This window comes from Mesorhizobium sp. L2C066B000 (assembly GCF_000502335.1).
In the GTDB taxonomy this organism is placed as follows: domain Bacteria; phylum Pseudomonadota; class Alphaproteobacteria; order Rhizobiales; family Rhizobiaceae; genus Mesorhizobium.
The window spans coordinates 13,941-26,615 of record NZ_AYWZ01000019.1; the positions used below are offsets into that span (position 1 = coordinate 13,941).

Here is a 12,675-nt window from a genome sequence, read left to right on the forward strand (position 1 = left end):
CCCTTCTCACCAATTTCCCGTGCGGTTCTGCGCTGCACTCTGGAGCGCGCGAGAGGCGGACCTATCGAAGCTGTCGGCGCAGGCCGCTTCGACGTCCGCTTCGGTCAAGGCAACGTCCCGCAGAAGGAAGTTGGACACGTGACCGAGCCCGCGCTCTATGTTGCGGCGGGTCCTCCACTCACGGACAAGGGCCAGCAGGCGTTCGAGCGGAGGGTCAAGAAAAGTGCCCGCCAAGCGCCGTGCGGTCTGGCCTGTTGTCGTTTGCGTCATGTTACGCCAAGTCATGGTGAACCTCCGTTGATCGGGGATGCGAATGACGATCACGTGACGGCAGAAGGCGAGAAGGCACCAGGGCAGCTTCGGAAGCGTTCCGCTTCAGATTGTGAACTGGCCTCAGACCTCCGAAAGGCCTAACCTTCGGCAAAGGAGCGGTCAGCCATGACGCGACGGCCTTACGGACTGGTCTGCCCGATCTCGCACGCCTGCGAGTTCCTGGAGCCACGCTGGACAATCCAAATCCTGACCGAGCTCTGGAACGGCTCGACCCGCTTTAATGACATTCGCAAGGGGGTGGGCAACGTCTCGTCCGCCCTCTTGTCGAGGCGGCTCAAGGAAATGGAAGCGTTGGGCCTGGTCGAGCGCGTCGAGGACGAGGCGACGGGCACCATCAGCTATTTCCGTTCCGAAAAGTCGATAAGGCTCGAGCCGGCGATGAACGCGCTGGCGGAATGGGCGCAATGCAACATCGAGGCGGAGATCGCGCTCGCCGACGTGGATGTTTCGACCCTCATGTGGGCCGTGCGGCGAAAGATTGACCTCGCTGAACTGCCGCGGCGGCGCGCCGTCATCCGCTTCCATTTCCGCGACGATCCCCCACCGAGGTGTCCCCATTACTGGTTTGTGGTCGAGCCAGGCTCAGACTTGCCCGAGCTATGCTCGCTCGACCCCGGCCGGGACGTCGATCTTTACGTCGAGACCGGCGTTGTTTCGCTGGGAGCCATCCTGGAGGGCCGCTCCAGCATCGAGCGTGAGAAAGAGAGGGGCGGCCTTTTGCTCATCGGCGACCCCGGCCTCGCGCGAAGCATGGACCGTTGGCTGCGAATCTCGGTCTACGCGGCGCTTGGGGGAATCGTCCAGCTTCCTTGAAAGCCATGTTTGGAGTGCAGCCTTATGCAACCCGCCCAGTCCGAAAAAGCCATTTGGCTGGCCTCAAAAGCTATGGTGCAATCGTCCGTTGTTGATTGCTGCTCACTGAAAGCCGCCAGTCCGCATTCGGCCCAATTTCGGCCACTCGCAAACGTGGTTTCAACGACCGGTTTGTGGTTAGCGGGCGAATTGCAATCGCTTTGCGCAGATCAAGCGGATAGGAAGGGCTTAAGGGGAAAGGCCAATTTTACAGACCGAATCGACCGTTCGATCACCAAGACACCTTGTCGATGGCGATCGCGACAAAGTGCCTAGCGATGATAGGAATCATTTTTGCGCTGAGATTTTCGCATCAACGACACGCCTCGCTTCCGTCAAAGTCGCTGAGGTTGAGGCGGGAACCGTCATCTCAATGCAGCTGATTCCGGTGATTTCCACCCCGCTCCATCGTTTTCCACTTGACGGATATTAGACGAATTTTCCTGATGCGCACCTAAGTGCTGGATTTTGCTGGTACGCCCATGGGGAATCGAACCCCTGTTACCGCCGTGAAAGGTGCATCTGTTTCGTTTGGATAACGACAACGGGGGCAATCAAACAGCAAAATTAAATCGGGGCTGAGCCAAGCGTCGGGGCTTCGAGACGTTCAAGGTGGTTCGCCCACAGATCCATTGCCTGTCGTTTTTCATCTGCGAACGAGTGCTTTTGGTAGACGCCAACAATGCCGCCGAATGAGCCTGAGGTGTGGTTTAGCAGCTTTTCAATCACCGGAAGGGAGACACCAAGCCTAGCCATCCCGCTGGCCGCCGACCGGCGCAAGTCGTGCAATGTCCAATGGGGAATCGGAGTGACTTTTTCAGGGTCATCCCCGCGCTTTGTCGCCTCTCCACGCCGAGTTTCTTGCATCTTCGCGCTGATACGTTCTACCGCTCTCGAAAAACCCGAGGCCGGCGTCTCGCCTGTCGTCGTGAACATCAACGCACTCTCTCCAATTTTGGGGAGGGATCCAAGTATGGAAACCGCCGCCTTGGATAACGGAATCTCATGCTCTTTGCCGTTCTTTGCCCGCTCGGCCGGAATAGTCCAAAGCGGCATAGCGCCCGCCGTTGCAAGCTCACCTCGGCTCATGCTTCCAACTTCCGATTTCCGTTGCGCGGTGACCAGGAGAAGCCGAAACATTGGGCCGAACGGGTAGCCAAGACCGTGGGTAGCTTTGAGAAAAAGGCGCACCTCGTCGTCGTCAAGCACCCGGTCGCGAGACTTCTCGGATGAGGGCGACCGGAGGCCCGCGCATGGCGAGACTTTCAGCACGTCGCGCTCGACCAGCCATCCGAAAAACTTTCGAATCGTTGCGAACACCCGGTTTGCCAACACAGGTGCGTCACGGTCGACCATCGCATCTAGCAAGTCGGTAACGTCTCGCTTCGTGATGTCCTGCACCCGCCGCGCGCCCCACGACGGGTTTATAGCAGTCTTGAACTGGCGTTCGACTTCCGGCCAAGACCGATTTCGCGGTTTGCAGTAGCGGGTGATGAACGCATCCGCCTGCACTTCCACCAAGTTCCGGTTCCTGTCAGGTAGGGCGCCCTTATGGGCACTTGAGCGCTTAGCAGCTGCCGCCGGGTCTTTTCCTTCGGCGAGCACCTGTAGCGCCTCCCGACCGGCGGCGCGCGCTTCCGCCAGGGTCATAGCTTCGCCGATGGTTACGAGCCCCGGAACGTCGTCACCCTCGCGCTCGAAAAGTACCGGCCCAAGCGTGAGCTTCGCCGTCTTCCCATGGCGGCGATAGCGAAGCGCCCATGACTTTGCCCCGCTGGGTTGGATCACTAACCGCAAGCCGGGTAGGAGACCATCGCCGATTTCAACCCGTTTGTCGGGGTTCGGTTTCGCCGCCGTAACTGACTTTACATTGAGTGCTTTAGCCAAGTCGAAAGCTCCTTGGGGTAACAGAGGGTAACGGAAACACGTCGGTAGGAGCCGATACCTTACGTTAGCAAGCGCGAGGCAGGAAGTCTAAAAATGATTTGTATTCAATAATTTATGATCTGAAAAAGTTATGGCGAGTGAGGGAGCGTTGGGCGCGTTATCTTGACTTTTAATCAGTAGGTCTCGGGTTCGAACCCCGACGCGCTCACCAGAAATATTTCGTGCGGAAGTTGCCCTGTCAGCAGCCCCCATCGCCCCCTACAATCGCCGCCCGGTCTTGACGTCGAACAGATGAGCGCAGGCGCGGTCGATCTCGATGCGCATCTGCTCGCCCTGTTTCAGTGCCAGCCGCTCGCGGAAAAGGCAGGAGATTTCTTCTCCGGCGCAGTCGACCCTGGCAAAGATTTCCGAACCCGTTGCTTCCAGAAGCACGATCGTGCCGGGGATTCCTTTGGCGGTCGTCGCTCGGATGTGTTCGGGGCGGATGCCGTAGATGAGGTCGCCGCCGGGTATGTTTGCCAGGTCGATGCCTTCCGGCAGCGGCAAGATCAGTCCACCGGCGCTGCGGAAAACACCTTCCTCGACATGGCCGCGAATGAAATTCATCGCCGGCGAGCCGATGAAGCCGGCAACGAAGAGGTTGGCCGGGCGATCGTAGAGATCGAGCGGCGCGCCGATCTGCTCGACAAGGCCGTCATGCAGCACGACGATCTTGTCGGCCATGGTCATGGCCTCGATCTGGTCGTGGGTGACGTAGATGGTGGTGGTTCCCAGCCGCTGGTGCAGCGCCTTGATCTCGCCGCGCATCTGCACGCGCAATTTGGCGTCGAGATTGGACAGCGGCTCGTCGAACAGGAACACCTGCGGGTCGCGCACGATGGCGCGGCCCATGGCGACGCGCTGGCGCTGGCCGCCGGAAAGCTGACGCGGATAGCGGTCGAGCAGCTTGTCCAGGCCGAGAATGCTGGCGGCCCTCCCGACGCGGCCGGCGGTGTCGGCCGGATCGGCTTTCTTGATCTTCAGGGCAAAGCCCATATTGTCGGCCACCGTCATATGCGGATAGAGCGCGTAGTTCTGGAACACCATGGCGATGTTTCGGTCGCGCGCCCTGAGATTGTTGACGACGCGATCGCCAATGGCGATCCTGCCGCCCGTGATCGTTTCCAGTCCGGCAATCATGCGCAGCAGCGTAGACTTTCCGCAGCCCGACGGCCCGACCAGGATGACGAATTCGCCATCGGCGATGTCGACGCTGACATCGTGGATGATCTTGGCGGCTCCGAAAGCCTTCTGAACGTTGTTGATTGTTACCGATGCCATTGGATTTCTCCCGGAAATGAGTCATGTCGGGGCCGTGCCTCAGCCGCCCTTGACGGCGCCTGCGGTCAGCCCGGCGACGATCTGCCTTTGCGCGAACAGGGTCAGCACCAGCACCGGCAGCGTGACCACAAGTGCTGCGGCGGCGAGCGGACCCCAGCTCACCTGCTCGTAGGAAAGCATGTTGTAGACGGCGACCGGCAGCGTGCGGGTCTCGCGGCTGGCGAGCACAATGCCGAAGACGAAATTGTTCCATGAGAAGATGATCGACAGGATGAAGGCGACGACAATGCCCGGCTTGGCGATGGGCAAGGCGACCAGCCGGAACACCTGCCAGGAACTGGCGCCATCGATGTTGGCCGCTTCTTCCAGCTCCATCGGCGTGGTCTCGAAATAGCCGATCATCACCCAGACCACGATCGGCACCGTCACCACCAGATGGATGATGATCTGCGGCCACAGCGTGCCGAGAATGCCGACCCACTGGAACAGCAGGAACAGCGGAATGAGATAGGAAAGCCCCGGCGTCATGCGGGCGATCATGATGACCACCGCCGAGCGTTCGGCCTTGAGACGCGCGATGCCATAGCCCGCCGGCACGCCGATCAGCAGCGCCAGCAACGTTGCCGTGCCCGTCACCAGAACCGAATTCCAGAAATAGAGCAGGAAATTGTTCTCCTCGAATACCTTCACATAGTTCGACCAGGCGAGATGTTCCGGGATCAGGATCGGCGGGTAGGCACCGTTGTCGATCTCGAACTTCAGCGACAGCGAGATCATCCAGAGGAAGAACAGGATCGCCGGCGAGACGAAGACCAGAGCCGCGAAAAACAGCCCGATCCGGTTGAGCAGCCGTGAACTCATCTATTTGCCCTCCACCCCGATCCATTGGGAGCGCTGGCGCAGCATCAGCAGGATGAAGGACAGCGCGACGATGACGATGAAGAACACCACGGCCATGGCCGAGCCATAGCCGATGTCGTAGTAGGAGAAGGCGGTGTTGTAGAGATAGATGTTGATGGTTTCCGAGGCCGTGCCCGGTCCGCCCTGGGTCATCGCGTAGATGATGTCAAAACTCTTCAGCGCATCGATGGTGCGGATGATCATGGCGATCATCAGGAACGGCGCGATCATCGGCAAGGTGAGATAGCGGAACTGCTGCCAGGCGTTGGCGCCGTCGATCTCGGCGCTCTCGAAGGGCTCGCGCGGCACGGAGGCCAAGCCGCCCAGCACGATCAGCATCACCAGCGGCGTCCACTGCCAGGTCTCGACCGCAACCAGGGACGGGATGACCGTCCTGGCGTTAAAGATCCATTCCTGCGCCGGAATGCCGACCAGCGACAACAGATAGTTGAGCACGCCAAGCTGGGGATGGAACATCATCGTCCAGACCAGCGCCACGGCGACCGGGGTCGCCATCATCGGCATGACGAAGACGCCACGCAACAGCCCGCGCAGCGGAAATTTGGCGTCGAAGATCAGCGCGGCAAGAGTGCCGAGGAACATCGGCGCCGCGACCGAAAGCGCCGTGTAGGTCAGCGTATGGAAAAGCGATTCCCAGAAGCGTTGGTCGACTGCCAGCCGCAGGTAATTTTCCATCCCGGCAAAGCTTCGCGCCTGTCCGAGGGTCCAGCGGTTGACGCTCATCCACAGCGTGAAGGCCCAGGGAAAGACGATCACGGCGCCGACGACGACGAGCGCCGGGACGACGAAAGGCCAGTAGTTGGGAGCCAGACGGATGGTCTGGCCCCCTTCGATGGCTTGCGTCGTCACCCCGGTGCGTTCTGGGGTGATGGCGGACATCAGCCTTGCTCGCTCCGGTCGAGCACCGGCTGGAACTGCTCGGTGGCCTTCTTCAGTTCCTCTGCCGGATCGGCGCCGGCGATCAGATTGGTCAGCGCCACGCCATAGATGTCGCGGAACTCGGTGACCGGAATGATGACCGGCAGCGACAGCCGGCTGACATTGCCCGAGCCGACCACGGCATCGAGCCAACTCGCCGGCATGGTGACGCCTTCGCGCACCTTGGGATCTTCCAGCACCGACTTGCGGAACGGCACGCCGGCACCCGCCTGCAGCAGGCGCGCGCCCATGGCGGGCGAAATCGCCCACTGGCAGAAGAGGTAGGCGGCCTCCTTCTTCTCGCTGGTGGCCGTCACGCCGAGGCCGTCGCCAAAGGTGCCGGCGGCATGCGCCTTGGGCCCTTTGGGCATGACGCCGTAGCCAACCTTGCCGACCACTCGTGACTTTTCCGGATTTTCCATTGGCGGGGCAAAGCCGACGCCATCGAACCACATCCCGATCTTGCCTTGCAGGAAGGCGGACTGGGCTTCGGCCCAGTTGAATCCGGTGACGCCTGGAGGCGCCGACTTGGTCATCAGCCGCTGGTAGAGGCTGGCCGCCTCGACCGCCTCGGGCGAGGTCGTGCGCAGCTTGCCCTTGTCGTCGAGCGGCGTCATGTCGTAGCCGAGCATAAGCGACGTCCACACCGGCGTGTTGGCGTTCTTGAGGCCGCGGGCGACAAATCCATAGGTGTTGGTCGACGGGTCGGTCAGCGCTTCGGCGGCCGCCACCAATTGCTCGAAGGTTTCAGGGTATTTGAGGCCCTTGGCCTCGAACAATTCCTTGTTCCAGTAGACGATCCAGTAGTCGACTGAGAACGGTAGCGAGCGCAGCACGCCCTGGCCGTCCTTGGCAAACAGCATGCCGGCATCAGCGAAATCGGTTTCCACCAGCGCAGGATCGGTCAGGGTCGAGTCAGCGAGATAGCCTGATATGTCGGCCAGCCAGCCGCCCTTTTCGAACTGCCGCTTCTGCACGTGGTAGCTCAGATGCACGACATCGAAGCTCGGCTTGCCGGAGCTGAGTTCGATCACCGTCTTCTGGCGCTGCTGCTGTTCCGGCGTCGCTTCGGCATTGACCTTGATCCCGGTCAGTTCCTCGAACTCGGCGATGTATTTTATCAGCGTGTCGCTGCGCGGGCTTTTCACCAGATTGACGTCAAGCGTCGTTCCCGCAAAGCGCTTCCAGTCGACACCGGCGGCAAAGCTTGGGCGAACACCGGCAAAGCCGGCGGCGGCAAGGGCGGCGGTTCCCTGGAGGAGTTGCCTCCTGGTTGGGTTGAACAGATTGGACGACATTTTCTTCCTCCCGGTTGTTGTCGTTGTCGATTGCGCCGCAGCGACCGCGGCGCGGCTCATGCTTCCTCAGATTTGCAGCGCCAGCCGGCGCGCCTTATCGATATGCTGGCTAATGGCCTCGACCGCCTTGCCAGGGTCGCGGCTCTGCATCGCATCGATCACCGCCAGGTGCTCGCGCATGACCGGCACGACGCGCCCGTCGATACGGAACCGTTCCTGGTGGATCAGGCGGATCTTCACCGAATTGACCAGATAGGCCTTGGCGATGATCTCGTTGCCCAGCGCATCGATGAACGTGTCGTGCATGGCCCAGTCGATGGTCTGCGCCTTGGCCTCCATCTCCGGCGTCGGGGTCTGCTCCAGCGCCCGGGCAAGCATGTCCTCATGCTCGCGCCGCAAGCGGGCAAGCTCGGCGTCGGAGGCGCTGACCGTAAACAGCGCCACCGCTTCACGCTCCATGAACAGGCGGAACTGAAAGGCCTCGCGGATCAGGCTGATGTCTATATGGGCGATCTGCATGCCGCGCTGCGGAATGGTCGTCAGCAGTCCTTCCGCCTCGAGACGCGGCACGATCTCGCGAATGGCGCCGAGCGGCAGTCCGGTGAAGGCAACCAGCTCACGCTGCGACACGAACTGGCCTGGCTTGAAGTCGCGCGCCAGCAAATGCCGCGTGAAGCTGGCATAGGCCTTCTCCCTGAGGGTGGTCGGTTCGTTGCCGTCTTCCATATCGGCGCGCTTCTCTTTGCCGGTCAGGCCGGTTCCCTGGCAAACAAGCTGTCATAGGCTGCGGCAAGCTGCTGCTGCCCTTGCAACGCGATCGGCTCCAGCGGCGGACGGACCGCCAGCCAGCGCTCGTCGCCGGTCTTGCGCGCCACCATCACCTTTACCGCCGGGGTGACCGGATGTTTGAGCAATTCGAGCACAAAACTCTCGACGCGAGGATCGTCGCGCCCGTCCTCGGCCATGGCGCGGATTTCGCCCGGGACGAAATTGGCCATGCCCGAGATTGCGCCTTGAGCACCCATTCGCACCGCACGCGCCAGATGCCTTTCATCGCCGATCAGGATCACCAGATCGCCATGGGCGGCAAGCAGCGCCTCGCTGTAGCTCCAATTTCCACCGGAATCCTTCACTCCGGCGACCACGTCGGGAAAAGCAGTGCGCAACCGGCCGATCAGGCCAAGCGAAAGCTGCACCATGGTAACCGAAGGGATGTTGTAGAGCAGCACGTCACGGGCGAGGGGGCCGAGCGCGGCAAAGACGGCGGAAAACCAGCCGAAAAGGCCGTCGTCGCCGACATTCTTGAAGTAGCTTGGCGGGGCCAGCAGAATGTTTCGGGCGCCGCGCTGCAAGGCATGCTGTGCCTGTTCGGCGGCGTCTTCGGCGGCGTCGACCAGCACGCCGGCAACGAGTTGATGCGGCAGGATTCCAGCAGCCAGCATGGCTTCGGTCACCGACCGCCGCTCCGTCGTGCCCACCGATGCGCCTTCCCCTGTGGTGCCGAAAAGCGTCACGCTGCCGCAACCCTGCGCCAGGCAACTTTCGGCCTGAGCGATCATGGGGGCGGTGGCGATCTGCCCGCGGGCATCGAAAGGCGTGGCGAGAGCGGCCGAAAGGCCAAAGCGTGATGTCACCGGAAGGTCTCCGAAGCAGGTATGTATGCTGTGCTAGCACACTAACATGTTAGTCGTAAATTGGGGTGGTGCGCTTTTTAACAGCGGAGGGCCCCCACCTTTTTTATCGAGAGGTTCACGGGTTCAAGCCATGGCGGATCGAGACCATTGGCGAAACAACAAGATAGCCTAGTGTTCGGGCGCCGAGCGGCAGCTCCAACCTTGTCCCCATCCCAGTCGATGGCTAAACTCAGCCTTTCCCAGGGGAGGTTCTGACATGACACTTCAGCTTTCGGCGGATGCTGTAGCCCCTCAGACGGCGACCGCTCAAAAATACCTCTTCGGCCCGCTCGCCGATTTCCTCATGCTGGGCGGCAGCGCCTTTCTCATCCTGCCGGTGCTGTTTCTCGTTCCGCTCGAATATGAAGGTCCGGTGGCCGCAACGATGGTCTTCGTAGCCTATCTCGTGAACTATCCCCACTTCGCCCACTCCTACCAACTCTTCTACCGCAATTTCGGGCGCAAGGTGACGGGCGACGGCTACGACAGGAGCCTGCAGCTCCGCTACATCTTCGCGGGCATTGTCGTGCCCCTGGTCATGGCCGGGTTCTTTGCCTATGGCGCCGCGGCGGCGAACACGCGCCTGCTCGGCTATGCCACCAACGCCATGTTCTTTTTTGTCGGTTGGCACTACGTCAAGCAGGGCTACGGCATGCTGATGGTGGATGCGGTGCTGAAGCGCAAATTCTTCGACGACCGCGACAAGAAGGTGCTGCTGGTCAACTCCTATGCCGTGTGGATCCTGGCGTGGCTGCAGACGAATACGGCGGTCACCCAGGGCAAATATTATGGCCTGGACTATTACACATTCGCGGCCCCTTCCTGGATCACCGACATTGCCCTGTTGGCGGCCGTTGCGTCGACGGCGGCCACGCTTTTGATGTTGGCCAATCGCTGGCGAAAGAACGGCGGCGGTCTGCCCTATAACGGCTTGGTGGCCTATGTCGCGTCGCTCTATCTCTGGATCCTGATTGCGCGCGTAAACCCGCTTTGGCTGTTGATCGTGCCCGCGCTCCACTCGCTGCAGTATCTCGCCGTGGTCTGGCGCTACCAGACGAACGTCGAGCGCGACAGTTCCGATGCCGAAGGCGATCCGCAGCCGAAAATCCTGTCCTTTCTTGGCCCCCTCTACAGGTTTCGGCTCCTCGGCTTCATCGTCGGCGGCACGGCCCTTGGCTATCTCGGCTTCTGGCTGATCCCATCCGCGCTGACGGCCTTGATCCCGTATGACTGGGATCATCGCTGTTCTTCTTCATCGTGCTCATCTTCATCAATGTGCACCATTATTTTCTGGACAATGTGATGTGGCGCCGTGGCAATCCGGAGGTATCGAAGTATCTGTTCCGCTGACTGATGCGCAGACTGTCGAGCCCGGGTTTCGTCAGCTGTCGAGTATGCCATTGCGAGCGTGATCGTCAGTGCATCGGAGAGCCCTGTAATGGCGGAGCGCTTTTCCGAGAGCCGCCTGGAAAAATACCCTGCGGTGGCATCTGTACCGGCGTTGGCGCCGCCGGCGTGCCATCGATCATGAAGATGGACATTGAGAGCAGCGAAGCCGAATGCCTCGAAGCATCCCGCGAAGCTGGGCTGCAAGATGCTATCGGCGCCATTCTGGTTGAAACGCACGACCGGGTGTCGCCAGACATAGCGCGTCGGGTGGAGCGCATTCGCCAGCGCATCGCGCAGGAAACATCCGAAACATCAATCTGGAATGGATCTGACTGCGCGCCGTCGTTGCCCGGCAACCGACGGCCCCAGTTTGCTTGATCGGCTAACTTTAGGACAACCCGGCTAGGGAAAGCGCCTTGCGCCGGACCCGCTTTGCCAGCAGGCGCGCGAGTTCTGCCGTCGACTGGATTGGCGGCTCGACATAACGGGACCTCAACGGGGACCACCACGGTCTCTCGTTCCGGCGTCGTTTGGTGCGGACGGAAACATTGCGTGGCGTTTTTGCCGCACGTGGATCGGGAAATGCTAGGCCGGCTTGCGCTATAGGACGTTTTCCGGCAATGGAAACGCAACATCGGGGCGTTAGCGTAGAAATGATTGATGGATTGCGTGTGGCGGTGATCATGCCCGCCTATAATGCGTCGGCTACACTGGAGAAGACCTACTTCGCCTTGCCGATGCAATTGATCGACGACGTTATTCTCACGGACGATCTGTCGAAGGACGATACTGTCGGCATTTCGCGACAGCTCGGCATTCACACAATCGAGCATTCGATCAACAAGGGCTACGGTGGCAATCAGAAGACTTGTTACGATGCGGCGCTGCAGCGCGATGCCGATATCGTCGTGATGCTTCATCCCGATTATCAATATTCGCCCAGGTTGGTGCCGGCCATTGCCTCGATGGTCGCCTCTGGCGAGTATGATTACGTCTTTGGTTCGCGCATCTTGGGCAAGGGTGCCCTGCGCGGCGGCATGCCGGTCTATAAATATATCGCCAATCGCTTTCTGACCCTGGTTCAAAACATTCTGATCGGTCAGAAAATGTCGGAGTTTCACACTGGCTTTCGGTGCTGGAGCCGGAAAGCGTTGACCGAGATTCCTTATCACCGGTGCTCGGACGACTTTGTGTTCGACAATGAGATGGTCTGCCAGGCCGTCTATCTCGGCCTGCGTGGTGGCGAGATGTCCTGTCCGACGAGATACTTCCCGGAGGCGTCGTCGATCAACTTTCGGCGTAGCGTCGTCTATGGCCTGGGTGTCTTGAAAACCGCGGCGAAGTTTCGCCTCAGCAAACTGGGCATTCGACAAGATCCGTTATTCGTCGGGAGCAATATCTGATGAGGCGCCGGACACGAATGGCCCTCGGTGTGGCGGGCCTTGCGATGGTTCTCGTCCCCGCGGCGCTGTCGGGCTATCTCGACGATATCTTGCGGATCGCCAAAGCGAGCGTTCAGCAGACAGGGCTGTTTGGTTTCGTTGCGCTGGTCGTGATGCAGTTTCTAGTGGCCGCCACCGGCATATTGCCGGCGTCCCTGCTCGGCATCGCAGGCGGAGCGGTTTACGGATTCGCCGGTGGCTCGGCAATGGCGCTCGTCGGGACTTTGGCCGGCGGCATCGTCGGCTACTACGTAGGCCGAAAGGGTCTCCAAAACGTTCCTTTTACCAACACGAAAATTGTTGGCGGCCTCGACAAGGTCAAACAGTTCCTTGCCGCTGACGGCTGGCGATCGGTTTTTCTGATCCGCCTGTCACCGGTCGTTCCCTTTGCCGCCACAAGCATTGCGCTGGGCGCGAGTGGAATTCGCCTCGCCGACTACGTGATAGGAACCGCAGCGTCGCTTCCCGCCCTTTTTGGTTATGTCTATGTCGGTTCATTGCTCGGCAATGCGGCGTCTCTCGAATCGCCTGAGTTTCACCAGGTCTTTTTGCTGATGCTGGCGGGAGGTGTTATTGCTGGCGCGACTTTGGTCGGCAGGTTCGTCATGTACCATCACAATTCCGAAACAACCTGATGTGCTT

Annotated in this window: 12 protein-coding genes and 1 tRNA gene; 6 read left to right on the top strand and 7 right to left on the bottom strand. The window is 60.5% G+C overall.

Annotated elements, in window-relative coordinates:
* The first annotated feature begins 438 nt into the window (after positions 1-438).
* Positions 439-1,146: a helix-turn-helix domain-containing protein gene (locus X733_RS139780; protein WP_023819930.1), complete on the top strand. Its 708-nt coding sequence runs from the start codon at positions 439-441 to the stop codon at positions 1,144-1,146.
* Between the two features lie 606 nt (positions 1,147-1,752).
* Here the strand turns inward: X733_RS139780 and X733_RS139775 are convergent.
* Positions 1,753-3,072 carry a site-specific integrase gene (locus X733_RS139775; RefSeq protein WP_023819931.1) on the bottom strand — a complete coding sequence of 440 codons (1,320 nt, stop codon included), beginning with the start codon at positions 3,070-3,072 and terminating at the stop codon, positions 1,753-1,755.
* A gap of 150 nt (positions 3,073-3,222) precedes the next feature.
* On the opposite strand from X733_RS139775, the gene X733_RS139770 reads away from it, so the two are divergent.
* Positions 3,223-3,283 (top strand) — tRNA-OTHER (locus X733_RS139770).
* Between the two features lie 47 nt (positions 3,284-3,330).
* Here the strand turns inward: X733_RS139770 and ugpC are convergent.
* The 6 genes from ugpC to X733_RS139740 all read right to left on the bottom strand — a co-directional run bounded on the left by ugpC (position 3,331) and on the right by X733_RS139740 (position 9,163).
* Positions 3,331-4,392, bottom strand: coding sequence for a sn-glycerol-3-phosphate ABC transporter ATP-binding protein UgpC (ugpC, locus tag X733_RS139765; RefSeq protein WP_023819932.1), 1,062 nt, complete (start codon positions 4,390-4,392; stop codon positions 3,331-3,333).
* A 39-nt stretch (positions 4,393-4,431) separates the two neighbouring features.
* Positions 4,432-5,253, bottom strand: coding sequence for a carbohydrate ABC transporter permease (locus X733_RS139760; protein ID WP_023700756.1), 822 nt, complete (start codon positions 5,251-5,253; stop codon positions 4,432-4,434).
* Positions 5,254-6,192, bottom strand: a complete 939-nt coding sequence (locus X733_RS139755) for a sugar ABC transporter permease (protein ID WP_023819933.1) — start codon at positions 6,190-6,192, stop codon at positions 5,254-5,256.
* A complete protein-coding gene (locus tag X733_RS139750; protein ID WP_023819934.1) occupies positions 6,192-7,529 on the bottom strand; it encodes a sugar ABC transporter substrate-binding protein in 1,338 nt (445 codons plus the stop codon). The genes X733_RS139755 and X733_RS139750 overlap by 1 nt, the downstream gene beginning before the upstream one ends.
* Before the next feature lie 66 nt (positions 7,530-7,595).
* Complete coding sequence (locus X733_RS139745) at positions 7,596-8,255, bottom strand: GntR family transcriptional regulator (RefSeq protein WP_023693416.1); 660 nt, start codon at positions 8,253-8,255, stop codon at positions 7,596-7,598.
* Positions 8,256-8,278: 23 nt separating this feature from the next.
* On the bottom strand, positions 8,279-9,163 hold the full coding sequence (locus X733_RS139740; protein WP_023819935.1) for a dihydrodipicolinate synthase family protein: 885 nt from the start codon (positions 9,161-9,163) through the stop codon (positions 8,279-8,281).
* A 256-nt stretch (positions 9,164-9,419) separates the two neighbouring features.
* Between X733_RS139740 and X733_RS01000000166645 the strand changes: the two genes are divergently transcribed.
* From X733_RS01000000166645 to X733_RS1000000167330, 4 genes are all read left to right on the top strand, one after another.
* A complete protein-coding gene (locus tag X733_RS01000000166645; RefSeq protein WP_245274519.1) occupies positions 9,420-10,505 on the top strand; it encodes a hypothetical protein in 1,086 nt (361 codons plus the stop codon).
* Between the two features lie 224 nt (positions 10,506-10,729).
* Positions 10,730-10,969, top strand: a complete 240-nt coding sequence (locus tag X733_RS139735; RefSeq protein WP_023819936.1) for a hypothetical protein — start codon at positions 10,730-10,732, stop codon at positions 10,967-10,969.
* 242 nt (positions 10,970-11,211) lie between these two features.
* Entirely contained in the window at positions 11,212-11,994 is a 783-nt protein-coding gene (locus X733_RS139730; protein WP_196813777.1) for a glycosyltransferase family 2 protein, read from the top strand.
* Positions 11,995-12,011: 17 nt separating this feature from the next.
* The gene (locus X733_RS1000000167330) at positions 12,012-12,668 is read left to right on the top strand and encodes a VTT domain-containing protein (RefSeq protein ID WP_023688606.1); all 657 of its coding nucleotides are present in this window, start codon (positions 12,012-12,014) and stop codon (positions 12,666-12,668) included.
* The last annotated feature ends 7 nt before the right edge of the window (positions 12,669-12,675 follow it).